Here is a 25,197-nt window from a genome sequence, read left to right on the forward strand (position 1 = left end):
TATTGATAAGTTTTAATCTTTAACTCCCTCCATCTAATTCTTCACACATTTTCTCAAATTCTTTATAATATTTCCATTTTTCTATATATTCTGGATGATTTTCTTTAACATAAGCTAAATCATCATCTAAAAGTTTTTTTAGTTTAATTCTTAAATCTTTTTTGTCTTTAAAATATTCTAAAATTTGCTTTTCATTAATAAGATTATTTTTAATATCTATTTCATGCTTTTCTAGTGCGTCCATATAATCATTAAGATAATTTTTACATTTTTTAAATAATACTTGATTATTTTTTAAAGATATATAATCGTGCTCTTTAATAAGCAATATAAGATTATCAAACATTAAATTTCTATTTTCAAATATTTCTTTGCTCATCTCTATAAAACCTTGTTTATTGCTATGAAGTTGATGAGTTGTAATAATAATTTTACAATTTTTATCAATATATAAATTTACAGGCAAAACAAGTAAATCTCCTTGATTTCTATTTGCCCTTCCTTGAAAAATCAAAGGATCTCTAGGTGGAGTAAAATTATATTTATGAGCTAATCTTGTAAAAGTATTAAAAGCATTTTGAGTGTTAAGTTCTGAAAATTCCAAACATTCTATATTTTTAATTTTATTCTTTAAAATTTCAAGTCTCTTGTGGGTATTAAAATAATAATCCCCATGATTTAATATAATTGTCTCTATATCTGAAATTTCTATTTTATAAGGATTTTTAGTATAACGATAATAAGGTTTATGAAACAAAGAAGAATTGATATTAGTTAATAAATCAATTTCTTTTATGCCATAATAAACTTTATCATTTTCAATATGATTTAAAGCATGCTTGATTATACTTATTGGATCTCTTACTACAAAAATTAAATTAATATTATAAGGAAGTAAATATAATAATCTGTAATGCCCTTGAGCAATAGATGCCGTTTTTAATTTCATTAAAGAATAATAATGTTCATTTTCATTCAACCATACCAAAGTGTCAAATTTTTTTACTAAAAAATTAAAAAAGGTTATTGTTGCAATAGAAGCACAACTATCTTTTTGCAACCATACAAACTCATAATTATCAGGTAAAGGTAAGTTTAACTCCCATGCAAGATTAGCATCAATACTATGATAATTTAATTCTTCATTTATATCCTTTAATTTATTTGGATCAAGTAAAGAAGGATAAGGATGATTTTCATCCTTATATCTTGTTTTAAATTCATTTGAACTAAGCCATTCTTTTATAGTTTCAAAGTGTTTTATAACAAAGTCAAGATTATTTAATATAGCATTCATCAAACTTTCATAATCTTTATGAAGACTGATTAGTTTATGAAGATTTTCTTGATAATTTTTGTTTGTAAAAAAATCAATATGATTTAATATGTTTTCATAAATATTAGGATTTAAAGAAGTGGTATATAAACTTAAAGTATCTAAAAACTCTTTAATGCTTGTATAATTGTATTTAGCTTGTTTAAATTCTTTAAATAAGAAAAGATAAGATCCTTTATACCAATTCTTATGAGTTTTTATTAAAGCTTCTCCTAAAAAATAACAAAGATGTAGTTTTAATTTTAAAGCTTCTTTATAGTCTTTACAATCTTTTAAGGGTGTATAAGTAAGTTCTGGAAAGATTTGTGTGATTTGTTTATAGAGTATTTTTTGTTTTTGATGGGTTCTTTTTAAAATATAAAGCTCTTTTATAAGCTTTAAATACTCAATCCCCCCCCCCAGAATACTATTATTATTTATTTTTTTATTAAAATTAATTAAAGCAAGTCCAAGTTTATAAGAGAGGGTATTTTTTATTCTATATGAGGCATTATCTTGCATTATTGTTCCTTTATAAGTAAAAATGGTTATTATATTAATTATTAAGTTAATATAGGTTTTATTGGTTAATATTTACAAATTATTATTATACCCCCCCCCGTTCTTAAATTTTTATTTAAACGCTATAAAGCTTTCAAAATTTGCCCATTTAAAAATACTTTCAACTTTCTTAAAACCTGCATTTTTAAACATAGTAAAATTTTCATTTTCACTATAAGGAATAAGTACATTTTCTAAAGCTTCTCTTTTTGCAGCTATTTCAAATTTAGAATAACCTTGCTTTTGTTTATAGTCTGCATAAAGTTCTATAATATTTTTTGACAAAAAAGCATCCTCATAAAGTATTTTTTCACTTATTATAAATACACCATTCTCATTTAAATTTTTATAGATTGTATTAACCAATTCTTGTCTTTTAGGTGGACGAATAAATTGTAAAGTATAATTAGCCACAAAAACATCGCTTTTAAAGAAATCAAATTCGCACAAATTAGCTTCAAAAAATTTAACATCTAAGCCATAAGCTTTTATCTTAGATCTGGCAATATCAAGCATAGAAGGAGAATTATCTACGCCAAAAAGCTTAAAATCTTTTCTTAAATTTGCTAAAAAAATTAAAAAATTCGCACTAGAACAACCCAAATCGCAAATTATAGCTTCTTTAGATATAATTTTTGCTATTAAATTTGCACAAAGTTCTAAATTTTCTTTATAAAAAGGCACGGATCGATTAATCATATCATCAAAAACGCTAGCTACATTTTTATCAAATTCAAATTGTTTTTTTAAATCTTGTTTAAAAAGCTCATCTTTCATTTTTTATCCTTTAAAATTTCTTTAGCTTTTTGTATATCTTTTGAAATTTGATTTTTTAGTTTATTTAAATCCTCAAATTTTTGATTTTCCCTGATATAATCCACAAATTCTAATTCTAGAATTTCATGTAATTTTAGTTCATCATCAAATTCTTCTAAAATATGACTTTCTATGGAAAAATTATTATCACTACTTCTAATTCCTATAAAACTTACACTTTTATAATTTTGGTTTTTAAATTTTATAAAAGTTGCATAAACCCCATCTTTAGGCAAAAAATAATCTTTACATTCTAAATTTAAAGTAGCAAAAAGCTCTTTTGAGCCAAGACCTTGTCCTTTTATTAGCCTTCCTTTAATGCCATAATTTCTGCCTAAAAAAGAGTTGGCCTTTTTTATATCACCTTGCTTTAAATACTCTTTAATCAAGCTTGTATGCACACCCACTCCATTAATACTAAATTCATCAACAATAATTGTTTTAATACCGCTTAACATTTCTATATCATTAGCCTTATAAGCTCTATTTTTGCCAAAACTAAAATCATAACCTACGATAATAAGCTTTAAATTTCTAAATTCTTTTTTTAAAAATTGTAAAAATTCTTTACCATCTAAAGTTTTAATATCTTTAAAATCAAGCTCTACTATTTCTTTTTTTGTTAAAAAAAATTTATCTTGATTAGTGCAAAGTTTTTTACCTTTAAATTTATCTATGATTAAAAGTATGCCTTGATCATCTAAATAATCTATAAGTTTTTTATGACCTAAATGAATTCCATCAAAACTTCCTATAGCCAAGCTTTTCACTTTATCTTTTACTATAGTAGTAGAAATACTCAACATTACCCTCTTTTCCTCTAATCTTAGATTCTTCACTAATTTGTAAAATCCAACCTAAATTTATACAAGCTTTTTCAAAATTTCTTCTTGCTTCTTGCACTACCTTTTCATCCTTTAAAATGCCCTTTTTATCTCTTTTAGCATCTTTTCCTACTTCAAATTGGGGTTTAAAAAGTAAAATGATATCTTTTAAAGCCAATTTATCAATATAAAAAAGCAAATGCATCAAAGATATAAAACTAACATCACAAGTAATAAGATCAAATTTTTCATCACTTTTAAAAGTTCTTAAGTCAGTATTTTCTATCAAATTTATCTTAGAATTATTGCGCAAACTTAAATGAAGTTGATTAGAACCTACATCTAAAGCAGTAATTTTTAAAGCCTCATTTTCTAATAAAATTTGGACAAAACCACCTGTGCTAGAACCTATATCAAGACAATTTCTATCTTTTATAAGAATATTTTTATTTTCTAAAAAAGATTTAAGTTTAAAAGCTGCACGAGAAACATAAATTTTACTTAAAAGTTCCAGTTTTAACTCTTTGCAAGTTAATATTTCTGCTTCAATTAAATCTTTATTTTGAATTAAAGTTGTCACATCAAAAGAAGCCTTAAATAATCTAGAATTTAGTAAAACCTCTTTATTTTCTATTAGCTCTATAGCTTTATTTCTGCTGATTTTTAAACGTTTAGAAACAAAAAAATCATACCTCATTTTAAACTTTCATTAACAGCTTTTTGCAAATCTTCTTTTTCTTTAGAAAACCACCAAATTCCAAGCTCAAAAGCATTTTTATTTAAGAGTTCTTGAACTTTTTTTAAATTATTTTCAATTTGTTCTTTGTTTTGTTTTAATGAAGTTAAATTTTGTTCTTTTAATAGAGCTACATTTTCTACAAATAAGGAAAATTCTTTTTGATAAGGTTTTATTTTTTCATTTTTTGTTTCTTTTATAAAAAATACTCCCAAAATCATCATAAAAGAAAAGATATATATATAATTCTTATTTTTTATTTTAAAAGCAAAATTATAAATATAAGCAAAAGAAAGAGAAAATATAAAAAAATTTGAAAAATCAAAAATCAAATGAATAATTTTAAACCAAACTACACCCAAAGAAAATAAAAAATATTCTTCTATAAGCTTTATAAGTGTCAAAATTTCAGAGATAAAATCAAATACAAAAAAAGTAGAAATCTTATAAGGTATAACATTTTGGCTAAAATTTTCTAACCTCACTTCTTCTAAAGAGCTAAAAAATAAATTAAAAATTGCATAAATTAAAGCTATTAAAAATGCACTTATGATAATGATTCTAAAATCACTATAAGCATTATCTATAAATTGAAAATTTAATTTTTTTCTTAAAAACACTAAACATAAAGGTAAAAAAATAAGCAAAAAAAATAATTCTTGTTTTTGAGCTGTAATTAAATTTAAAAATAAAGATAAAAAAGTAAAAATAGCCATAAAAAAACTTATGATATAGATTAAAAAATCTCCCATGCTCAAACGATAAATTAAGCTATTTTTTACAATAGTAGCTTCTTTTATGATATTTTTTCTAAATTTTAAAAAAACAAAAAATTCTCTAGCTAAACCATAAAAAATTAAAGGCAAAAAGATCAAAGAAAAATTCGAGTATTGCCAAGTCAAAATAAAAGCAAAAAGAGCTAATAAAGCTATCATTTTATAAGCTCATTAAAGGCATTTTCATCTATACAAGTTATATTAAGCTCCCTTGCTTTATCTAATTTAGAGCCAGCCTCTTCTCCATAAAGAACAAAATTTGTTTTTTTAGAAACAGAACTACTCACCTTGCCACCTAAACTTTCTATTAAAGCTTTAAATTCATCTCTAGGACGTGAAAGTGTTCCTGTAATGACAAAAGTTTTACCTATAATTTTACTATCATTTTGTATTTCATTTTGATCCAATCTTAAATTTAAAATTTTATAAAAATTATCAATTCTTTGATGATTAACACGTATAAATTCACAAAGACTTAAAGCCATTTGATTTCCAAAGCCTTCTAAATTTTCATAACTTTCTAAGCTTTGTTTATGCCAATCAAATCCAAAACTAAGACTTAATTTTTTAGCCGCTACTTCTCCAATATGCTCAATACCCAAAGCCGTAATAAAACGATAAAGATCGCAGTTTTTTGCATTCTCAATGGCATTTAATATATTGTTAATCTTTTTTTCCCTAAAACCCTCTAAACCTTCAAAATCGCTAATTTTTAAATAAAAAATACTCTCAATTGTAGTAATTTTTTTATTTTTATATAAAAGCTCTACTATACTTTCTCCAAGTCCGTCTATATTTAAACATTTTTTAGAGACAAAATGAATGATTGAATTTAAAAGTCTATCCTCGCAATCAATATTTTGACATTTTATCAAAGCACCCTCATCTAAAAGCTCACTTTGACATGTAGGACAAATTTTTGGACGCAAAATATTAAGTTCTAAACTATCTCGACGCTCTTTAAAAACCTTAGTAATCTTAGGTATAACATCACCACTTCTTATAATACTTACATAATCATTAATTTTTACATCAAGTCTTGCTATCTCATCAAAATTATGAAGTGTTGCGGATTTAACTATAACCCCATCTAAATTTACAGGCTCTAAAATCGCCACAGGTGTTATAACCCCACTCCTTCCCACTTGCAAATTTACACCTATTAAACGCGTGGTTTTTTCAAGTGCAGGGAATTTAAAAGCTGCCATAAATCTAGGAAATTTCACTGTATATCCAAGCTCATTGCAAAGATTTAAGTCATCAACCCTTACAACCATACCATCCATCATCATAGGTTTTTTATCTCTTAAATTTAAAAGCTCTCTATAAGCAATCATTACTTCATTTAAATCCTTACAAAGCCTTACAAAATCATCTTTTAAAAAACCAAGATTTCTTACAAATTCCATAATCTCTGAATGTTTGCTAAATTTAAGACTGTTTTGCCCTACTCCCCAAGGATAAAATTTTAAATTTCTTTCTTTGGTAATACTTGTATCAAGCTGTCTTAAACTCCCACTTGCTGCATTTCTAGGATTTGCAAACAAGCTTTGATTTAAATTTGCTCTTTTTTCATTAATCTTTTCAAAATCATCTTTTAAAATTACTACTTCACCACGAATTTCTATCTTTTCTAAATAAGGAATATTTTTTGGAATACTATCAATTTCTAAAACATTTAGCGTTATATCTTCTCCTATTTTTCCATCTCCTCTTGTAGCTCCACTTATTAATTTGCCATTTTCATAAACCAAATTTAAACTTGCTCCATCAAATTTAGGCTCTATAAAAAAATTATTTTCACTTCTTGCTCTTTTTGCCCATGCTTTTAATTCATCTTCGTTAAAAACATCTTCCATTGACCACATAGGGCTTAAATGAGAAATTTTTTTAAACTCACTTTGTATGGTTGGAGCGATTTTTTGTGTAGGAGAGTCTTTAAGTAATAAATTAGGATTTTCGCTTTCAAATTTTTTAAGCTCTTTGATTAAATTATCATATTCTTCATCACTCGCTAAAGGCTCATCTTTTTCATAATAAGCCCTCATCCAAAGATTTGCTAATTTTACTTTTTCTAAATATTCTTCTTTAGTCATAATACTACCTCTTGCATTGCTTCATTAAGCTTAAAAAGTTGTTTATGTTCGTATAAATCATGAGTTCTTATGATACTTGCCCCATTTTCAAAAGCTTTTAAATGTAAATATAAACTTCCTGCTAAACGATCTTTAACCTCGCTTTTAAAATATACATTAATTACACTTTTACGACTCGCTCCTACCAATAAAGGCTTATTAAATTGTAAAAAATGTTCTAAATGTTTAATTAAAATCAAATTATGCTCTGCGCTTTTTCCAAAACCAATACCTACATCTAAAATACTATCTTTTACTCCATAATTTTCTAAAATTTGTAATTTTTTTTTAAAAAATTCGCTTACTTCATATAATAAATCTTCATATTTTGGATCATTTTGCATAGTTTTTGGAATTCCTTGTATATGCATTAAACAATACGATGATTGATAACTCGCAGCGAGTTTGGCTAAATTTTCATTTTTTAAACCTGTTATATCATTGATAAGTTTAAAACCTTTATTTAGAGCATATTCTAAACAATACTCATCAAAACTATCTAAACTAAAAATACTTTCTTTATAATAATTTTTAGCATAGATTAAATCAAGTATATTTTTAAGCCTTTTAAATTCTTCTTCTTCTCCACAATACTCACTTCCAGGTCTTGAACTTACCGCTCCTATATCTATAAATTCAGGTTTTAAAGATAAAGTCTCAATAAGCTTTCTTTCAAAATCCAACTCACTAACACGACTTTGCTCATTAAAACTATCGTTGTTTATATTAATAACTGCCATTAATTTTGCGTTTTTGGGTTTTAAGAAATTATTTTGCAAAAAAGAAGCTAAATTTTTAAGTTTAAAATCTTGCAATTTTTCTTTATCTATAAGTTTTTGAATTTGATCTTTTGTAGCCATTAAAAGAGCATTTGAATGTGAAATTTTAGCTGTGATCACTTCTTTATGAGTTATAAGTTCAGCCCCAACTCTCAAAGCATCTTGCTTTAAAATATTTGCTGCTGGAACACTTATATCTTTAATAAAAATAAAATGAATTTCTTTTTTATTGGACATAATTTTTTGCCCGAGTTTATGAGGATTTATAAAGCCACAAAGAAGATTAAAATCTGTCTTAGGATTAATTTTAAAAAATTTCATTAAGCCTCATAAACATTTAATAATAAAGTTGCAAACAATAAACTTGCTTTTGAGTTTAATTTTGCAAGTTCATACGCCTTATAAAAAAAATCGAGTTCTTCTTCCTTAAACTTTTTAACTTTTAAGCATTCTTGAGCAAGAAGAGAGATTTTTTGCATAAGTTCTACTTTATCTAAATTTTCATTTTCTTTAATAAATTCAAAAATCATCTTTAAATCAAGTTTTTTAAGGTCTATTTTAAGATCAATTTCTTCTTTTATAATTTTATCTTTTTGGCATATAAGACGCGATTTAATTGTTGGTAAAAGAAGATTCTTGGAAGGAGTTACTATAAGAAATTTAATATTTCTTGGAGGCTCTTCTAAAAGTTTTAATAAAAAATTTTGTGCTTCTATTCTAAAAGAATAAGCCATTAAAATAATGATTTTTTCTTGAGTTTCAGCAATATAACTTTCTTTTTCAACAGCTCTTGCATCATCAAGCAAAAATTCATTAGCAACTTCTTTTGGAATAAATCTTAAATTTTTAAAACCAAAATCTTCTATCATTTTAGTTTTAATTCCATCAAAATCATTACTAATGATGATTTTACTTACAAAAGACATTTAAAGAACAACCTTAGAAAATAAAATGGCATCTATGCTTAAATCTAAGAGCTTAAACAAAGAAATAAGCTTAGCATCTAAATCTTTATCTTTAGAATTTAAGTAAAAACTATTTTGAAGTTGTTCATCAAAAAGCCAAAGTAAACTATCATCTTTAGATTTGGCAATTAAAGATTTTTTATCCGTGGTGCTTCCTATATAAAAATAGACATAGCCATTAGGAAAAGTAAGATCTAATAAATCATTAAGCAAAAATATATCTTCAGTATTTTGTACCTTTTTCTTATAAAGACAATCCAAAGATACAAAAGGAAGCATAGGTCTTGAATTTTTAGAATTAATATTTTTTAAAAAATAATGTTCATACCAAGACCTTTGTTCATCACACATTAGTATAAAAGTGCGTCCCTCTAAAAGATGCTTAAGTCTTGCTGCCATAAGTGGAGCCCATTCTAAACGGCGACTTTCCATCCAATTTAAAAAAGTCCCACCATTTCTAATATTTTCTAAAGTAAAACTAAGAAAATCACTCATTATTTATCAAGTCCATAAACTTCATGCAATGCTCTTACTGCAAGTTCTCCATATTTTTCTTGAACTATCATTGAAATTTTAATTTCACTTGTTGAAATCATTTCTATATTAATACCTTCATTTGCCAAAGCTTTAAAAGCCATTGAAGCAACACCTGAATGAGATTTCATACCAACTCCTACAATAGAAACTTTTACCACAGCACTATCTGTTTCTATAATAATATTAGAATCTAAAATTTCTTTCATAGCTTTTTTTGTTAATTCTAATTCGTTTTCTGGAACTGTAAAACCAAGATTTGTTGTCCCATCAATGCCTACATTTTGTATAATCATATCAACATTGATATTTTCTTTTGCAATGCTTGAAAAAATTTCAGCTGCAATACCTGGTTTATCTTGTATATTTCTTAAAATAATTCTAGCTTGATTTTTGTCCATAGCTATACCGCTAACTAAAGCCTGTTCCATTCCATTTTCTTGTATAATCATTGTCCCCTCATTATCATTAAAACTATTTCTTGTTACTAATTTAACATTTAATTTTTTCGCAAGTTCAACTGATCTGTTTTGCAAAACCTTAGCTCCCAAACTTGCAAGCTCCAACATCTCTTCATAAGAAATTCTATCAAGCTTTTTAGCCTTAGGTTCAATCCTTGGATCGGTCGTATAAACTCCATCTACATCAGTATAAATTTCACACAAATCAGCATTTAAAGCTCCTGCAAGTGCTACAGCGCTTAAATCACTACCACCGCGTCCTAAAGTCGTTACTTCTCCTTTTTCATTTACTCCTTGAAAACCAGCTACGATAACTATTTTTCCGTTATTTAATTCATTTTCAATAGCACTAGGATCAATATATTTAATTTTGGCTTTGGTGAAAACACTGTTAGTAATAATCCCAGCTTTTCTTCCAGAAAAAGAAATAGCCTTAAAACCTTTTTCATTTAATGCTATAGACAAAAGTGCTGAAGTCACCCTTTCGCCACTACTTAAAAGCATATCTAAATCATTAGCTTTTGGTTCTTTGCTAAAAAAATTAGCATATTCAATAAGCTCATTTGTAACTCCACTCATAGCAGACACTACAACAACAAGCTTATTACCCTCTTTGACACTTTGTATCACCCTATTTGCAACCGCCTCAATGCGTTCTAAATTTCCAACACTTGTTCCACCATATTTTTGAACTATTAGCATTAAATATAACCTTTCTCTTTAAAGTACTTAATCACAGTAATATAAATATCTTTTTTAAAATGATTAATCATTTTAAAAATCTGTTTTAGCTCTACAAATTCATAAGCACTAAACTCAGGAAATTTAGTATTTATATTAACCTTAGTATCATCCTTTAAACGCACTAAAAAATACTTTTGAATTTGTCCGTTATAAGGATGCATTTTTTGTGCTATTTTATCTGGAAAATCGTAGCTTAACCATTTAGGATATTCAGCAATAATCTCAATATCATCTGTTCCAATCTCTTCTTTAAGTTCTCTAAATAAAGCATTTTTGGCATTTTCTCCTTTATCAATCCCACCTTGTGGAAATTGCCAAATATTTTCCATATCGTTTCTTTTTGCTATAAAAATTTTACATTTTAAAGGATATGAACTTGAAAGTATAATTGCTGCAACATTAGGTCTATATCGTTTTATTTTATTTTCTTCTTTCATTAAATTATTTTAACTTATTTCAAATCAATTTTTTATTAAAATTTGCAAAAATTTTAAATTTGTAGAGAAAATACATATGCATTTATATATCCATATCCCCTTTTGTGAAAGCAAATGTTATTATTGTTCTTTTACCTCTTTAAAAAAAAAGAATTACGAAGATAGTTATTTCAATGCTTTAAAAAAAGATTTAGATTTTCAACTTAATTTTTTTAACATAAAGAAAAAATCGATTAAAACTGTTTTTATAGGAGGAGGAACTCCAAGCATCATACAAGCTAAATATTATGAAGAAATTTTTAAAATTTTAGAACCTTTTTTAGCTAAAAATTCAGAAAATACTTGTGAAGCAAATCCAAATTCAACTTCTTTAGAATGGCTTAAAGAAATGAAAAATTTTGGTCTTAATCGTATTTCTTTTGGAGCTCAAAGCTTTCACCCAGAAAAATTAAAATTTCTTGGAAGAATTCATAGCCAAGATATGATTTTTAAAGTATTAGAAAATGCAAATAAGGCAAATTTTAAAAATATAAATCTAGATCTTATTTATGATACAAAAATGGATAATAAAAAAATGCTTGAATTCGAACTTTTTAATTTGAAAAAAATTAAACCCTTAATCACTCATTTAAGTGCTTATAATCTTAGCATAGAACCAAAAACCATTTTTGCCAAAAAAGAATCCTTTAAAAAAAATGCACCCTATTTAATGAATTTTTTCATTAAAAATATTAAAAAACTTGGTTTTTTTCAATATGAAATTAGCAATTTTGCAAAAAATAAAACATATATTTGCAAACATAATCTTGCCTATTGGCAAGGAAAAGCTTATATAGGTTGTGGCTTAAGCGCAATAGGATTTTTAAAAAATCAAAGATTTTATACTATAAAAAATTTAAAAGATTATATAGCAAATCCCACTTTTAGAGACATAGAAAAACTAAATCCACAAGACTTAAATTTAGAATACTTATTTTTAGGACTTAGAAGCTGCGTAGGTTTAAATGAAAAAAAATTAGATAATACAACTAAGGAAAAAGCATTTTTCTTAACCAAAAAAAGAAAACTAATTTATAAAAATGGAATTTTTTACAATACTAACTATCTTTTAAGTGATGAAATCGCACTTTATCTTTCTTAAAAAAATATAAATTATAAAAATAATTTATTTTTTAGGAAATTTATGTAAAATTGTTTACTTTAATTATAATAATTTGTTTAAGGTAAATAAATGGGTTTTGGCGAGATTCTAGTCATTTTAGTTGTTGCTATTTTAGTGTTAGGACCCGATAAACTTCCAGAAGCAATTATGCAAGCAGCAAAAATTTTCAAGGCATTAAAACGCAATATTGATGAAGCCAAAGCCAGTATAGAAAAAGAAATTAGAATTAATGAACTTAAAGATGAGGCTAAAAAATACAAAGATGAGTTTTCATCAGCCAATGAAAATATAAGGAAAAAATTAAGTTTTGAAGAATTTGATGAACTTAAAAAGGATATTATGAATAATAATAAAGTTGATTTGACATTTGATTCCTCAAAAGAAAAAAACACAGAACAAGAAAATTTAAAATCAGATATGGAAAAATAAATGTTTGAAGAATTAAAACCCCATTTAGTAGAGCTTAGAAAATGCTTATTCATTAGCATTTGCTCTATTGTGATAATGTTTTTTGTATGCTTTTCTTTCAATGAATATATTTTAGATATACTTAAAAGTCCAGTAGAAGCTGTTTTGCCAGAAGTTTCAAAACAAATTACTTTCGTTGAACTTCAAGAACCTTTATTTACAGCAATGAAAGTTTCTTTTTTTACCGCTTTTATCATTTCTTTGCCTATTATTTTTTGGCAATTTTGGAAATTTGTATCTCCTGGTCTTTATGACAATGAAAAAAAACTTGTTATCCCTTTTGTAAGTTTTGCAAGTATTATGTTTATTTTAGGGGCATTATTTTGCTATTTTATTGTAATCCCTTTAGCGTTTAAATTTTTAATTGATTTTGGGGTAAAAACTCAGGATTTTAAACCTTTAATTAGTATTGGTTTATATGTTGGATTTTTTACAAAACTTATTATTGCCTTTGGTTTAGCTTTTGAAATGCCAGTTATTACGTTCTTTTTTGCAAAACTTGGATTGATCGATGATGCTTTTTTAAGAAAGCATTTTAGAATTTCTGTGCTTATTATTTTTATATTTTCTGCTATGATGACCCCTCCTGATATGATTTCTCAATTTTTAATGGCAGTTCCACTTTGCGGCCTTTATGGAATTTCAATTTTAATTGCTAAAAAAATCAATCCAGCAAAAGTTAACGAGGATGATGCATAAAGATTTAATTCTTTCAAATTACGATTACTACTTACCTAAAGAACTAATAGCTAATTATCCTGCAAATCCAAAAGAAAATGCTAGACTTTTGGTTTATGAAAGAGCTAAAAATAAAATTACTCATAGTACTTTTGCAAATCTTGATCTTTTCTTGCCTCCTTGTGCTATATTTTTTAATGATACCAAAGTAATCAAAGCAAGAATTTTCGGAGAGAAAAAAAGCGGAGCAAAAATAGAACTTTTTTTACACCAACCTCATGAAAACAATGAATTTTTAGTGCAAATTAAAGGACGTGTGAGGGAAAATGATATTTTAAATTTTCAAAATAATCTTCAAGCTAAAATTATCAAACTTTTAGAAAATGGGATGCGTAAAGTTTTATTTTATCAAAATGATAAAATCATTAATACCTTGACCCTTTATAATATTTTAGACACTATAGGGCATATTCCTTTACCTCCTTACATTAAAAGAGAAGATAAAAAAAGCGATGAAATAGACTATCAAAGTGTTTTTGCCAAAAATTTAGGAGCCATTGCAGCCCCAACTGCAAGTTTGCATTTTAGCAAAAATATGCTAGAAGTTTTAAGCAAAAAGCATGAAATTTACTATTTAACCCTTCATGTTGGCGCAGGAACCTTTAAAAATGTTGAGTGCGAAAATCTAAAAGATCATAAAATGCATTCTGAATTTTTTAACATAGATCAAAATGCGGCTTCCGTAATTAATTCTAAAACTCCCATTTTAGGAGTTGGAACAACAACAACTAGAACAATAGAATATTTTGCAAGAACTCAAAAAATGAATGGAGAGTGCGATCTTTTTTTACATCCCTTTAATAAACCCATAAGACAAAATTATCTTTTAACAAATTTTCACTTGCCAAAATCTACTCTTATAATGCTTGTTTCAGCCTTTATTGGTAGAGAAAAATGTTTAGAGCTTTATAAACTTTGCATAGAAAAAAAATACCGCTTTTACTCTTATGGAGATGCAATGTTAATTATTTAAAATATCCAAGCTCTATCATCTTTTCATAAATTTTTGCTGTAATAGCTCCTGAAGTAATGCTTCTTCCACCATGTTCTACTAAAATTGTAACAATATATTTTGGTTTAGAATATGGCGCATAAGAAGTAAGCCAAGTATGTGATCTTGTATAATATTTTAACTGCTCCTCATTAACCCTGTTCTTATCTGCTTGAGAAAAACCTATAACTTGTGCTGTTCCTGTCTTGGCTGCTATTTTTATAGGGATATTACTTAAATATCTATAAGCCGTTCCTCCTTGTTCATTAGCCACTGCATACATAGCTTGTCTAATTAAAGGTAAATTTTCTTTTTCCAAAGGAGTAAAGATATCATGCTCTACCTTGCTAAAAGTTTGATTATTTTCAGTTTTTCTTAAAAAATGAGGAATTATTTCTTTTCCGCTTGCAAGTTGTGCAGTATATCTAGCAATTTGCATAGGGGTTACTAAAAAATTCCCCTGTCCTATACTTGTATTTAAGGTTTCACCTTGATACCAAGGAAGATTAAATTTTTGCATTTTCCATTCACGGCTTGGAACAGTCCCAACAAATTCATTGGGTAAATCTACTCCAGTTTTTTCACCAAAACCAATGCGTCCTAAAGTTCTTGAAATTCTATCAATTCCTATTTGTAAGCTTCCATTATAAAAATACACATCACAACTTTGCTTAATGGCACTTCTTAAATCAACATGTCCGTGTCCGTTTCTATTCCAGCATCTAAAATTTCTTCCTCCAAGTTCTACTTTTCCACTACAAAAAAAATTCGTATTTGAAGTTATAATCTTAGAATCTAAAAATGATAGTCCCACACCCATTTTTACAACAGATCCAGGAGGATAAAGTCCATTAACAAGCTTATTGGTAAAAGGATGATCAAGATTGTTTGAAAGCTCACTCCACTCTTTGATTGAAATTCCTGTTACAAAGGGATTAAGATTATATTCTGGAAAACTTCCAGCAGCTAAAATTTCGCCACTTGTAGCATCCATTATAATAGCAGCACCAGCATTGTCATTAAAAATCTCGGTTAAAAAACTTTGCAATTTCATATCAATTGTTAATTCAATATCTTGAGAGACTGGTGCTTTGTAAGATAATTGTTCTATTTCTTTATTTAAAGCATTGACCTTATAAACCCTAGTTCCTTTTTGACCTTGCAAAATATCATTATAATATCGCTCAATTCCACTTTTTCCAGTATAACCGGTAAGCTTTGTAATATCATTTTCACTAACATCTTGCAAATTAGCTTTTCCTACATATCCTATAATATGAGAGGCTAAGTGATTAAAAGGATAAACCCTTTTTACTGCTGGCTCAATTTTTATATTTTCATTTAAATTAAGCTCAGAAAAATAAGATAACATTTTCTCATAAGGAACAAAATCTATAACTTTAATAAAATCTTGATTATAATAAGAATCGTTGCGTTTATATGTTCTCTCTAGCATAGTTATATTAAGATCTGGAAATAAATTCACAAGATTATTTAATTCTTTTTCTAAAATAATTTTATTTGTTTTTTTAAGACTTAAGTAAGGCTTTATGGAGATACTAAATCCTAGATCATTGATAGCAAGTAAAGTTCCGTTTCTATCATAAATTTGCCCACGTACTGGAGCTAAATATTCTGTTTTAATTGCATTTTGTTTTGCCATTTCTTCATAATAAACATTTGATTTTATACTCAAATAATATACACGGCTAAGCAAAAAAACAAAAAACAATATAATAAAAGTTATAACAATTTTTAAGCGTATCAAATTTTATTCCTAAAAAGAATATAAGCAATAAGGGACTCAATGACCAAAGAATAAAAATATTCTACACCAAAGACCTTTAAATCTGATTTTAAAATATAAGAAAATATTAAATCTATTACATAAATAAAACCATAAGCACACAAAACAAAAGTAATAGGTATAAATTTTTCTATTTTTAAATTTGTTTTAATCCAATAAGCAAAAAAATAATAAAAAATAAAAAAAGCAATCCAAGAAGAAAATATAAAAAAATTATGAGTTACGTCAGTAAAAAATAAAAAAAACAAACAAAAATACCAACGAAAATCAAGATCGTATAAAGTGCGTTCTCTTTGCTCTAATAAAAAAAACATATAACAAAAAAATACCCCATAAAATATAGGCAAATAAATAAAAATAGAACTTAAAATTTCATAGACTATGAGGATTATAGCTATAAAAATATAATTTAAATTAAGATTCACATTATATACTTGCTTTTTCATTTAAAAACCCAACGTTTTTAAAATAATGTCTTTTTCAAGCTCTGCTAAACCCTCTTTGTTAGCACTTGAAACCAAATACGCATCTTTAAAATTAACTTTAATTTTACTTTTTTGACTTTGATTTAATTTGTCACTTTTGGTAAAAACACGTAAAATTTTTTGATCATTTCTTAAAATAGTTTGTAAATATTGTGAAACATTTAAATCAATTTCTAAATTTGTATGTCTTGAATCTATAAGCAAAATAAAAAGCTTTATTGAAGTTCTAAGTCTTAAAAATTCATTTAAATTCTTACTCCATACTTCTTTTGTTTTTTTAGAAACCTTTGCATAGCCAAAACCGGGCAAATCAATAAAATAAATATTAAATTTTTCTTTTTCTTTATTACAGAAAACTTCGAAAAAATTAATCAATTGAGTTTTGCCTGGAGTTGATGAGCTTTTAGCAAGATTTTTTTGCTTGCAAAGAGCATTGATAAGAGAGCTTTTTCCTACATTTGATCTACCCAAAAAAGCAACTTCACTAAAATTTGATGGCATAGCATCACTAATACACTCAAAAGAAGAAAGAAATTTGGCCTTATAAATCATTTTTGTTCCACATCAAAAACAAAACGAATAGGATTTTTATTTTTGCTTTCAACAAGATAGGTATTTTTTTTTCTATCAATAACGATTTTATCACCATAAATTTGCTTATTTGTTGTTATTTCATTAATAATAGCATTACCATCAATCTCATAAGTATCTTTTACTACATTATAAATAAAACGATCTCCACTACCTTTGTAAATCTTATCCTCTAAATAAATTTCAAATTTAGCATTTTGCATTGCCTCATATTTTATTGGCTTTTTATTCTTATCCATATAAATAATTAATTTATCTGATTTTAAAATATCTTTTTCTTTTTTTACTTCAACATTACCACTTAAAATACTCTTACCTGCGTTCTCATCTAAGTAAAAACTTAAAGCTTTTACTTCAATCTGGGCTGCAAAACAGCAATGAAACATAAACATTAAAAGAAAAATTATTTTTCCTGTATCCATGCTTTAACTCCCTCAATTTGCAATGTTTTTTTCTTCAAATCATAAACTAAAACATTACCATCAATACGATTTTTATTTAAAAAAGCTTTAAAACCCACATCAGTACTTATAATTTTTTCATCAGGATTAAATTTTACTTTCTGGCTTAAAATTTTTGTTCCATTTAAATCAATATAACTAACATTACCTTCAAATACAATTTTATTTTTTTGATTATTTAAAAGTTCTAGAGTATTAGCACTTAAATTAAAATCAAAATTTAAGGTGGTGAAATAATGAAAAATATCTTTATCATTATAACGTTCCCAAGAATTAGCCTTATAATAAGCCTTTATTGCACTTGAATTTGTTTCATAAATATTTAAATTTTTTGCTTCCATATTTTTAAAATCTAAAGAATAAGATTTAAGATTTAAGGAGTAAGGATCTTGCAAAGTTAAAATCGTAAAAATAATAGTAAATAAAGCAATCAATACTCCAAAAATCTTTATAACCAAAGTTTATCCCAATCTTGTTTCATATTGTTTTTTTCTATAAGAATTTCTATCATTTGTGCTACTGCTGCATTTCCACCTTTTTTATCTAAGCAAATATCAACTTTTAAATCTTTATGAGCATCTAAAGGCTTAAAACTTAAAGCAACATGCTCTAAAAGACTTTTATCATTAAAATAATCTCCAATAGCAGCACATTTAGAAAAGTCTAAATTTAATTTTTCTAAGATCAGTTTTGCACATTCTAATTTATTTTTGATCCCTTGATATACTAAATCAATTTTTAAATCTTTTGCTCTTAGTGTAACACACTCTGAAGTTCTACCAGTTATAATTGCAATTTTTTTTCCAAGTTTCAACCAAGCTTCAATAGCAGCTCCATCTTTAACATTAAATTCTTTTATTTCTTTTTTATCTTGAGAGTAGATGATTTTTCCATCTGTTAAACAACCATCTACATCTAAAAAAATTAATTCTATCATCATTATTCTCTTACGACAAAAGCTCCAGCAAAAGCTCCACTTGCAGCAAAATCTCTTGCTTCTTCTTCGCTTCTAAAACCAGTTAAAAATACTCTGTTTAATCCATCAACAGAACTTTGGCGTATAGTAGAAGAGTAAGATCTATAAGTTTTATATCTTGAAGCTATAGTCTGTGCTCCTTGTAAATTTTTAAAGGCTCCAATTTGAACCATAAAATTACCACCTTCATAAATTTGACCATTGTTTATAAGCTCTCCACTACTTCCATAATTTGCATTAGAATGGACAATATTATTTCCCGAATTTTTACTTCCAAATCCTATAACCTCAAGTCTCACTGGAGCCGTTCCGCTGTGTATCATATCAATTTGCGACGCAGCCCCTTTAGAAAGATCTATAATCCTATTTCCGACAAATGGACCCCTATCGTTTATCCTTACTGTAACTTGACGATTATTATTTAAATTGGTTACTTTTAAAATAGTATTCATTGGTAATGTTTTATGTGCAGCGGTTAAGGCGTTTTGGTCATAAGTTTCTCCATTGGAAGTTTTTTTGCCATGAAAACCAGGCCCATACCAACTAGCTATACCATCGGCAGTTTCACCTACCGCTACCACAGTTGGATAATAAGTTTTACCATTGATAGTATAAGGTTTCATTGTCCCTTTTGCACTTGAAGAACTAGGAGGAGTTCCTTTAAAATCATTGCTTGGATAATAAACTTCAACTTTTCCACCACCTAGTGAACTAAAATTACTAGAACAAGCGCTTAAAAATACTAGACCTAAACTAGCGACTGACAATTTGAGTGTAGTCTTTTTTATTATTTGCATTATTTTTCTCCTTATTTTTAATAGGTATTATTAATTTTTGATTTACGCTTAAATATTTATTAATTTTATTCATTTCTTTAATATCATCTACGCTTATATTATAAGTTTTGGCAATCTTATAAAGAGAATCACCTGGTTTTACAACATAAATTTTAGACTTAGGAATACTTGTATCCACTTTAGTAAATTTATAAGATTTAAAATTTTTATTAAAAAAAGCCAATTTTTCAAGTGGAATATACATATAATAATCTTTTCCCGGAGGTGTAAAATTATGTTTAAATTGAGGATTATATTTTTTTAAAGTTGCAAAACTAATATTAGTGCTTTTTGCTAAATCCCTTAAAGCAACTCCAGAAGGAACATCAACTTTTACAAAAGGATTACTCAAAGAATAATTCATTAAAGAAGCATCTTTTTTTATAAAAAATTCTTCATCGTTAGATAAAAAAGCTAAAGTAAGAATTTTTCTTATAAAAGTTCTAGTTTCTAAAGAAAGATATTTTTTATCAGGATCAATTAAAACTGCTAAATCATCGCTTTTAGCTTGTCTAATGGCCTGTCTTAATTTTCCATTACCGCAATTATAAGCAAGTAAAGCTAAATACCATTTTCCAAATTCAGCTTTTAATGATTTTAGGTAATTAATAGCCGCATAAGTTGATTTAACCGGATCCCTTCTTTCGTCCACATAAGCATCAACCCTTAAACCTAAATTTCTAGCCGTTGGTCTCATAAACTGCCAAATACCCACCGCTTTTGCATCAGAAATACTATGAGTTTTAAGACCTGATTCAACTATAGCCAAATATAAAATTTCTGAAGGGACATTATTTTCAATTAAAATTTCTCGTATCATAGGAGTAATATTAGAAAAATTTTTCATTGAATCAAGTAAAACTTGAGAATGCTTATTTTTTAAATCATCTTTAGACTGAATGAAATTTAAATCTTTTATAAAAGTAGGATCAATATCTAAATTTCTTAAAACATCTACTTGTTTTTTATAGTATTCTGGAGTATAAATTTGTGCAAAAAGACAATTAAAGGTTATAATAAAAATAAAAACTATTTTTTTCATTTAATTTTCTTTAAAAAATAAATTTATAGAATTTTGATAACATAATTTTAAAAGCTCTTCATGAGGAATATTTAAAATTTCACTCATCTTTTTTCCAACTAACTGTGTTAATAAAGGAGTGTTTCTTTGTCCTCTAAAAGGCTCTGGAGTTAAATAAGGCGCATCTGTTTCTATAAGAAGCTTATCTTTTGGAATTTTAGGTAAAATTTGAACCAATTTTTTAGCATTTTTAAAAGTTACTATTCCACCGATTCCAAAATAAAAACCCATTTGGGCTAAATCTAGTAAAAGTTCACTTGCATTAAAACAATGCAAAACTCCTCCATTAAGTTTAGAAGAATACTCTTTTAAAATATTATAAGTATCTTCATTTGCTTCTCTTGAGTGAATAATAACTGGCTTTTTAAATTCAACAGCCAAATCAAGTTGAGCTATAAATATTTCTTTTTGTTTTTTTTTAATTTCTTCATCTTTGCTATTTAAACGATAATAATCAAGTCCACATTCTCCAATAGCAATGCATTTATAGTCTTTTAAAAATTCTCTCAAAGTATACTCATCATAGTGATCTATATCATAAGGATGAATTCCAACTGCAAAATAAACTTGCTGGTATTTATAAGCAATTTCTTTTGCACGCTTTAAGTCTTTAATACTGGCACCTGGAATTATAACCTTGTCAATGCCATTTTTAAAAGAATGATCTAAAACTAGCTCTAAATCTGATAAAAATACATCACTATCTAAATGACAATGGGTATCAATTATCTTTAAATTATTGTCAAATTTTAAATCTAAAAACATACTTCTACTCTATTTTTCCCATTGGATTTTGCTAAAGAAAGAGTTTTTTCTGCTTTTTCAATTAAATCTTTTTTACTACTTTTTGAATTAGCAAAAACAATGCCTATAGAAGCCGTGAAAAATAGCTCGTCTAAATTAGCTAAAACACCGATATTTTTAATATTTACACGAATACGAGAAAAGATTTTAATTGCTCTTTCTTGATTGATATTTTTTAATATAATACAAAATTTCTCAGCACTGTATCTTCCAACAATATCTTTTCCTTTAATTTCATCAGTAATTTCTTTTGCACAAATTCTAATTACTTCATTGCCTATATTATACCCATACTCATCATTTATGGTTTTTAAATTATCAATATCTAAAAAAGCAAAAGCAAATTCCTCATCTTTAGAAGAAATTTCATTTAAATAATTTTCAAAATCTTCCATTAATGCGTCATTATTTTTTACTCCAGAAACAAAATCAAGATGAGCATAAGAATTTAAAAACTTCACATTATCCATAAATACCAAACAACGATTTACTCGAAAATTAAACAATTCTTTATTAATAGGCTTAATTAAATAATCATTTGCATTATTTTTAAGCATATCTACTTCTAGCCCATCATCTTTATCGCCTAAAATAATCATTCCCAAATCATCACTAGTATATTGCTCTCTTACTCTTGATAAAAGTTGCACTCCATCAATAACTGGCATTTTGGCATCACAAATAATAAGCTTAACATCTGAATTTTGCTCTAAATAATTTAAAGCTTCTTCTCCATGTGCTGCTCCTAAAACATTGAAAAATCTTTGAGTAAGATATTTTTTTATTTCATTGCGCTCATTAAGCTTGCTCATTGCTAAAATAACTTTAGTTTTTTCATATCGTTTTAAGTTTATAATAGAATTAATTATATGTTCAACACAGCTATCACTTTCCTTACAAATATAATCAAGAATGTCCTTATCCATAAAATTATCTTTTGTAGTTTTATCAGTGCTTGCTGTTAAAACTATAGTCGGACATTTTTTCTCTAGCATAAAATCTACCGCTTCGCCATTTGGCGCATCAGGTAAACAAAGGTCTATAAAACTTAAAAAATAATCACTTATTGATAGTTCTTTAGCTTGTGCAAAATCAAAAGCAACATCTACTTCGTAATTAAGAGTCGCTTGTATTTTTTTTGCTAAAAGTTTTCCAAGCATTTTATTATCATCGACAATTAAAATTTTACTTTTCACTATTAAACACCTTAAATTTTATCTATAAAAAGCTTTATTATAACAAAAATAAAAATATAAAAAACTTAATCCTTGAGCAAGGTTTTGGCAAATTCAAGCGCTTCATCATTGATTAGCTCTCCGCTTATCATTCTTGCAAGTTCACGAACACGCTCATGTTTTTCAAGTTTTATTACTTTGCTTTCATTGGTATCTTTTTCGATTAAAAAATGATTGCGTGCCTTAGAAGAAAGTTGTGGTAAATGTGATATAGCAAAAATTTGATAAAAAGAAGAAAGTTCATTTAAAACTTTGGCTATACTCATTGCTTCTTTTCCGCTTAAATTAGCATCAATTTCATCTAAAAAAATAATTCCTTTTCCAAAACCTAAAATTTTACATTCTGTTGCAATTAAAGCAAGTCTTAAACGATTTAATTCTCCAGAACTTAGTTTTTTAAGATTTGTCTCATTAATATTAAGTTCAAGTTTATCCCTGCCTTGTAAAGTTATTTTTTCATTTTGTAAAAAATTAAATTTTAAATCTTTCATATAAAGATTTTTTAAATATCCATTAAAATGATTTTCCAATTCTTTTAAATTTTTAAATCTAATTTGAGTAAGTTTATCACAAGCTACATTAATCTTTTTTTCTAAATCATTAATCTTTTTTTCTAATTCTTTTTTTTCAAAATTTAAATTTTCATAATGATTTAATTCTTGTTTTTTTTGTTCTAAAACCTCTAAAGCATTTTCTATACTCTCATAACGTTTAACTAAATAAGATAAATTTTCTATACGATCAAGTAATTGTTCAATATCAAAATCCATTTCTTCCATTTTTTGATTTTCATAAATAATGCGTAATTCATTTAAACATTCTGTAAAAAAATCTGAATTTACTTCACTCAAATTGAGCGCATTAATCACTACTTGCTCTAAGTCAAAAATAGCACTAGCTCTCATCCAAGCCTCATCGATTTTATCTTTTTTAGAAAGTTTCTTTTTTAACTTCAAAAGCTCTTCATATTCGCCTATTTTAGGATTGATATTAGAAATTTTTTCAACCTGCATTAAAGCAAGTTCTTTTAACTCTTCAATCTTTTTCTCTTCTTCTAAAATTTTATTTAATTCTTGTGATAGCTTTTCGTATTCTTTAAAATTAATTTCAAATTCTTCTTTAAATTTTTCAAAATTAGGATTTTTTTCTTTCTCCAAAGCATCTAATAAACCAAGAAGTTTTTCATTGTTAAATTCATTATTTTCTTTAACACTAAGATATTTAACAAAACTCTTACTTAATAAATTTAAACTTTTTTTACTAATACTTTGATTATTAATAAAATATTTTGTTGTTTTCTCTTTTAAAAGCTTAAAGATATTTTCTTCTTCATTTTCTATGCCAAATTCTTCTAAATTAAGCTCATCATCAAGACTTAATTCTACGCATTTAGCATCACTCTCACATAAAGCAAAAGCTGATAAAATTGCCTTAAATAAAACAGACTTTCCAGCACCACTTAAACCTGTAAAAACTGTAAGACCTGGCGCAAGATTGAGTTCAACATTTTTAAAAGCTAAATTATCTTTTATTAAAATCCTATTTATCATTTTAATTTCCCCAATTTAATTTTTCTTTTAAAATTTGAAAATAATCTCTATCATTAGGATAAATAAAAGTTACACTTTTTTCTCCTAAACCAATTTTAATATTTTTAAAATCATTTACTTTAAATTTTTCTTGCCCATCAATGCAAAAAGTGCAATCTTTTGCCCCTATTTCAAATTCAAAACCCTTAGGTAAAATAATAGGACGCTGTGTAAGTGAATGCGAACAAATAGGGGTTAAAATAAATACTTGAGCTAAAGTATAAACAATAGGACCATTTGCACTTAAATTATAAGCAGTTGATCCTGCTGGACTTGAGATAATCAAGCCATCGCCAAAATACTGATTAAACATTTTTTCTTTATGATAAACTTTAATATTAGCCATGGACATATTTGATTTTTTATAAAATACTATATCATTAAATGCATTTTTACTAATAATTTGATTTTTTTTATCTTGTAAAGTAAGTTCAAGCATAAAAGGGGTTTCAATTTTGAATTTTCCCTCAAAAAAATCATTAAAAAAATTCTCTGCTTTTTCCATTGTAAGATTTGTTAAAAAACCTAAATTTCCGGCATGAATTCCTAAAATAGGTTTTTGATACTCATAAGCTTTTCTACATAAAGAAATTAAAGTACCATCTCCTCCCAATGATATTATCAAATCACTTTTTTTAAATAAATCATCTAATTCACAAATCTTTAAATTTGCATTTTGTTCTTTTAAATACAAAAGTTCTACTTTTCTTTTTGCTAAGATTTTTTTTAGATATAAAATTTCTTTAGTCAAATCAATATCAGGCTTAACAACTAATCCTATTTTTTTAATCTTTTTATAATTAATTTTATTTTGCATATAAAATTATAGCAAATCTTAGCTAAGCAAAAGAATAAAGATATTATAATAATATAAATTTTGTAATACCAAA

At 26.3% G+C, this 25,197-nt stretch carries 27 protein-coding genes; 4 read left to right on the forward strand and 23 right to left on the reverse strand.

The window, feature by feature from the left end; translation table 11 throughout:
- Nucleotides 1-19: 19 nt before the first annotated feature.
- From CNZW441b_RS04290 to CNZW441b_RS04340, 11 genes are all read right to left on the reverse strand, one after another.
- A complete protein-coding gene (locus CNZW441b_RS04290) occupies nt 20-1,837 on the reverse strand; it encodes a DUF2972 domain-containing protein (protein ID WP_216681246.1) in 1,818 nt (605 codons plus the stop codon).
- A 111-nt stretch (nt 1,838-1,948) separates the two neighbouring features.
- A complete protein-coding gene (gene cmoA / locus CNZW441b_RS04295) occupies nt 1,949-2,653 on the reverse strand; it encodes a carboxy-S-adenosyl-L-methionine synthase CmoA (protein WP_131163189.1) in 705 nt (234 codons plus the stop codon).
- Nucleotides 2,650-3,495 carry a bifunctional riboflavin kinase/FAD synthetase gene (locus tag CNZW441b_RS04300; protein WP_243830435.1) on the reverse strand — a complete coding sequence of 282 codons (846 nt, stop codon included), beginning with the start codon at nt 3,493-3,495 and terminating at the stop codon, nt 2,650-2,652. Before CNZW441b_RS04300 ends, cmoA begins: the two co-directional genes overlap by 4 nt.
- A complete protein-coding gene (gene tlyA / locus CNZW441b_RS04305) occupies nt 3,464-4,213 on the reverse strand; it encodes a 23S rRNA (cytidine-2'-O)-methyltransferase TlyA (protein ID WP_216681247.1) in 750 nt (249 codons plus the stop codon). Before tlyA ends, CNZW441b_RS04300 begins: the two co-directional genes overlap by 32 nt.
- A complete protein-coding gene (locus CNZW441b_RS04310) occupies nt 4,210-5,187 on the reverse strand; it encodes a hypothetical protein (RefSeq protein ID WP_131166029.1) in 978 nt (325 codons plus the stop codon). Before CNZW441b_RS04310 ends, tlyA begins: the two co-directional genes overlap by 4 nt.
- Entirely contained in the window at nt 5,184-7,124 is a 1,941-nt protein-coding gene (gene ligA / locus CNZW441b_RS04315) for an NAD-dependent DNA ligase LigA (RefSeq protein WP_131166028.1), read from the reverse strand. The genes CNZW441b_RS04310 and ligA overlap by 4 nt, the downstream gene beginning before the upstream one ends.
- Complete coding sequence (folP, locus tag CNZW441b_RS04320; protein WP_131163184.1) at nt 7,121-8,263, reverse strand: dihydropteroate synthase; 1,143 nt, start codon at nt 8,261-8,263, stop codon at nt 7,121-7,123. The genes ligA and folP overlap by 4 nt, the downstream gene beginning before the upstream one ends.
- Nucleotides 8,263-8,868, reverse strand: coding sequence for a DNA polymerase III subunit delta' (locus CNZW441b_RS04325; protein WP_131163183.1), 606 nt, complete (start codon nt 8,866-8,868; stop codon nt 8,263-8,265). The genes folP and CNZW441b_RS04325 overlap by 1 nt, the downstream gene beginning before the upstream one ends.
- Nucleotides 8,869-9,402: a HobA family DNA replication regulator gene (locus CNZW441b_RS04330; protein WP_216681248.1), complete on the reverse strand. Its 534-nt coding sequence runs from the start codon at nt 9,400-9,402 to the stop codon at nt 8,869-8,871. It lies immediately after the preceding gene.
- Nucleotides 9,402-10,604: an aspartate kinase gene (locus CNZW441b_RS04335; RefSeq protein WP_131163181.1), complete on the reverse strand. Its 1,203-nt coding sequence runs from the start codon at nt 10,602-10,604 to the stop codon at nt 9,402-9,404. Before CNZW441b_RS04335 ends, CNZW441b_RS04330 begins: the two co-directional genes overlap by 1 nt.
- Entirely contained in the window at nt 10,604-11,083 is a 480-nt protein-coding gene (locus CNZW441b_RS04340) for an RNA pyrophosphohydrolase (protein WP_131163180.1), read from the reverse strand. The genes CNZW441b_RS04335 and CNZW441b_RS04340 overlap by 1 nt, the downstream gene beginning before the upstream one ends.
- Before the next feature lie 76 nt (nt 11,084-11,159).
- Between CNZW441b_RS04340 and hemW the strand changes: the two genes are divergently transcribed.
- From hemW to queA, 4 genes are all read left to right on the forward strand, one after another.
- Nucleotides 11,160-12,224, forward strand: coding sequence for a radical SAM family heme chaperone HemW (hemW, locus tag CNZW441b_RS04345; RefSeq protein WP_131186872.1), 1,065 nt, complete (start codon nt 11,160-11,162; stop codon nt 12,222-12,224).
- A 90-nt stretch (nt 12,225-12,314) separates the two neighbouring features.
- Complete coding sequence (gene tatB, locus CNZW441b_RS04350) at nt 12,315-12,674, forward strand: Sec-independent protein translocase protein TatB (protein WP_131186873.1); 360 nt, start codon at nt 12,315-12,317, stop codon at nt 12,672-12,674.
- A complete protein-coding gene (gene tatC / locus CNZW441b_RS04355) occupies nt 12,675-13,412 on the forward strand; it encodes a twin-arginine translocase subunit TatC (RefSeq protein WP_131186874.1) in 738 nt (245 codons plus the stop codon).
- The gene (gene queA / locus CNZW441b_RS04360) at nt 13,405-14,424 is read left to right on the forward strand and encodes a tRNA preQ1(34) S-adenosylmethionine ribosyltransferase-isomerase QueA (protein WP_131166022.1); all 1,020 of its coding nucleotides are present in this window, start codon (nt 13,405-13,407) and stop codon (nt 14,422-14,424) included. The genes tatC and queA overlap by 8 nt, the downstream gene beginning before the upstream one ends.
- On the opposite strand, the gene mrdA is transcribed toward queA, so the two are convergent.
- The 12 genes from mrdA to CNZW441b_RS04420 form a co-directional block, all read right to left on the reverse strand.
- Nucleotides 14,417-16,207, reverse strand: a complete 1,791-nt coding sequence (mrdA, locus tag CNZW441b_RS04365; RefSeq protein WP_131186878.1) for a penicillin-binding protein 2 — start codon at nt 16,205-16,207, stop codon at nt 14,417-14,419. The two genes, queA and mrdA, sit on opposite strands and share 8 nt — an antisense overlap.
- Nucleotides 16,207-16,695, reverse strand: coding sequence for a hypothetical protein (locus CNZW441b_RS04370; protein WP_131166021.1), 489 nt, complete (start codon nt 16,693-16,695; stop codon nt 16,207-16,209). The genes mrdA and CNZW441b_RS04370 overlap by 1 nt, the downstream gene beginning before the upstream one ends.
- Entirely contained in the window at nt 16,696-17,286 is a 591-nt protein-coding gene (gene yihA, locus CNZW441b_RS04375; protein ID WP_131166020.1) for a ribosome biogenesis GTP-binding protein YihA/YsxC, read from the reverse strand. It abuts the gene before it with no gap.
- Complete coding sequence (locus tag CNZW441b_RS04380; RefSeq protein WP_424944997.1) at nt 17,283-17,747, reverse strand: LptA/OstA family protein; 465 nt, start codon at nt 17,745-17,747, stop codon at nt 17,283-17,285. Before CNZW441b_RS04380 ends, yihA begins: the two co-directional genes overlap by 4 nt.
- Nucleotides 17,729-18,244, reverse strand: coding sequence for an LPS export ABC transporter periplasmic protein LptC (gene lptC, locus CNZW441b_RS04385; protein WP_131163173.1), 516 nt, complete (start codon nt 18,242-18,244; stop codon nt 17,729-17,731). Before lptC ends, CNZW441b_RS04380 begins: the two co-directional genes overlap by 19 nt.
- Entirely contained in the window at nt 18,235-18,723 is a 489-nt protein-coding gene (locus tag CNZW441b_RS04390; protein ID WP_131163191.1) for an HAD hydrolase family protein, read from the reverse strand. Before CNZW441b_RS04390 ends, lptC begins: the two co-directional genes overlap by 10 nt.
- Nucleotides 18,724-18,725: 2 nt before the next feature.
- Nucleotides 18,726-19,559 carry a septal ring lytic transglycosylase RlpA family protein gene (locus tag CNZW441b_RS04395; RefSeq protein ID WP_131163172.1) on the reverse strand — a complete coding sequence of 278 codons (834 nt, stop codon included), beginning with the start codon at nt 19,557-19,559 and terminating at the stop codon, nt 18,726-18,728.
- Nucleotides 19,516-20,640, reverse strand: coding sequence for a lytic transglycosylase domain-containing protein (locus tag CNZW441b_RS04400; protein ID WP_131163171.1), 1,125 nt, complete (start codon nt 20,638-20,640; stop codon nt 19,516-19,518). Before CNZW441b_RS04400 ends, CNZW441b_RS04395 begins: the two co-directional genes overlap by 44 nt.
- Nucleotides 20,641-21,444, reverse strand: a complete 804-nt coding sequence (locus CNZW441b_RS04405) for a TatD family hydrolase (protein ID WP_131163170.1) — start codon at nt 21,442-21,444, stop codon at nt 20,641-20,643.
- Nucleotides 21,435-22,679 carry a bile resistance response regulator CbrR gene (gene cbrR, locus CNZW441b_RS04410; protein WP_200218919.1) on the reverse strand — a complete coding sequence of 415 codons (1,245 nt, stop codon included), beginning with the start codon at nt 22,677-22,679 and terminating at the stop codon, nt 21,435-21,437. The genes CNZW441b_RS04405 and cbrR overlap by 10 nt, the downstream gene beginning before the upstream one ends.
- A 65-nt stretch (nt 22,680-22,744) precedes the next feature.
- Nucleotides 22,745-24,268 (reverse strand): DNA repair protein RecN, encoded by a 1,524-nt coding sequence (locus tag CNZW441b_RS04415; RefSeq protein WP_216681249.1) that lies wholly within the window; start codon nt 24,266-24,268, stop codon nt 22,745-22,747.
- Nucleotide 24,269: 1 nt separating this feature from the next.
- Nucleotides 24,270-25,124, reverse strand: coding sequence for an NAD(+) kinase (locus CNZW441b_RS04420; RefSeq protein ID WP_131163167.1), 855 nt, complete (start codon nt 25,122-25,124; stop codon nt 24,270-24,272).
- Nucleotides 25,125-25,197: the final 73 nt, after the last annotated feature.

Origin of the sequence: Campylobacter novaezeelandiae, assembly GCF_018968685.1 — a bacterium.
Classification (GTDB): domain Bacteria; phylum Campylobacterota; class Campylobacteria; order Campylobacterales; family Campylobacteraceae; genus Campylobacter_D; species Campylobacter_D novaezeelandiae.

Bases quoted from the DNA above. Each gene is read 5' to 3' on its own strand.
- CNZW441b_RS04290 (WP_216681246.1), bottom strand. From the start codon at position 1,837: ATGCAAGATAATGCCTCATATAGAATAAAAAATACCCTCTCTTATAAA.
- cmoA (WP_131163189.1), bottom strand. From the start codon at position 2,653: ATGAAAGATGAGCTTTTTAAACAAGATTTAAAAAAACAATTTGAATTT.
- tlyA (WP_216681247.1), bottom strand. From the start codon at position 4,213: ATGAGGTATGATTTTTTTGTTTCTAAACGTTTAAAAATCAGCAGAAAT.
- CNZW441b_RS04310 (WP_131166029.1), bottom strand. From the start codon at position 5,187: ATGATAGCTTTATTAGCTCTTTTTGCTTTTATTTTGACTTGGCAATAC.
- ligA (WP_131166028.1), bottom strand. From the start codon at position 7,124: ATGACTAAAGAAGAATATTTAGAAAAAGTAAAATTAGCAAATCTTTGG.
- folP (WP_131163184.1), bottom strand. From the start codon at position 8,263: ATGAAATTTTTTAAAATTAATCCTAAGACAGATTTTAATCTTCTTTGT.
- CNZW441b_RS04325 (WP_131163183.1), bottom strand. From the start codon at position 8,868: ATGTCTTTTGTAAGTAAAATCATCATTAGTAATGATTTTGATGGAATT.
- CNZW441b_RS04330 (WP_216681248.1), bottom strand. From the start codon at position 9,402: ATGAGTGATTTTCTTAGTTTTACTTTAGAAAATATTAGAAATGGTGGG.
- CNZW441b_RS04335 (WP_131163181.1), bottom strand. From the start codon at position 10,604: ATGCTAATAGTTCAAAAATATGGTGGAACAAGTGTTGGAAATTTAGAA.
- CNZW441b_RS04340 (WP_131163180.1), bottom strand. From the start codon at position 11,083: ATGAAAGAAGAAAATAAAATAAAACGATATAGACCTAATGTTGCAGCA.
- hemW (WP_131186872.1), top strand. From the start codon at position 11,160: ATGCATTTATATATCCATATCCCCTTTTGTGAAAGCAAATGTTATTAT.
- tatB (WP_131186873.1), top strand. From the start codon at position 12,315: ATGGGTTTTGGCGAGATTCTAGTCATTTTAGTTGTTGCTATTTTAGTG.
- tatC (WP_131186874.1), top strand. From the start codon at position 12,675: ATGTTTGAAGAATTAAAACCCCATTTAGTAGAGCTTAGAAAATGCTTA.
- queA (WP_131166022.1), top strand. From the start codon at position 13,405: ATGCATAAAGATTTAATTCTTTCAAATTACGATTACTACTTACCTAAA.
- CNZW441b_RS04370 (WP_131166021.1), bottom strand. From the start codon at position 16,695: ATGAAAAAGCAAGTATATAATGTGAATCTTAATTTAAATTATATTTTT.
- yihA (WP_131166020.1), bottom strand. From the start codon at position 17,286: ATGATTTATAAGGCCAAATTTCTTTCTTCTTTTGAGTGTATTAGTGAT.
- CNZW441b_RS04380 (WP_424944997.1), bottom strand. From the start codon at position 17,747: ATGGATACAGGAAAAATAATTTTTCTTTTAATGTTTATGTTTCATTGC.
- CNZW441b_RS04390 (WP_131163191.1), bottom strand. From the start codon at position 18,723: ATGATAGAATTAATTTTTTTAGATGTAGATGGTTGTTTAACAGATGGA.
- CNZW441b_RS04395 (WP_131163172.1), bottom strand. From the start codon at position 19,559: ATGCAAATAATAAAAAAGACTACACTCAAATTGTCAGTCGCTAGTTTA.
- CNZW441b_RS04400 (WP_131163171.1), bottom strand. From the start codon at position 20,640: ATGAAAAAAATAGTTTTTATTTTTATTATAACCTTTAATTGTCTTTTT.
- CNZW441b_RS04405 (WP_131163170.1), bottom strand. From the start codon at position 21,444: ATGTTTTTAGATTTAAAATTTGACAATAATTTAAAGATAATTGATACC.
- CNZW441b_RS04415 (WP_216681249.1), bottom strand. From the start codon at position 24,268: ATGATAAATAGGATTTTAATAAAAGATAATTTAGCTTTTAAAAATGTT.
- CNZW441b_RS04420 (WP_131163167.1), bottom strand. From the start codon at position 25,124: ATGCAAAATAAAATTAATTATAAAAAGATTAAAAAAATAGGATTAGTT.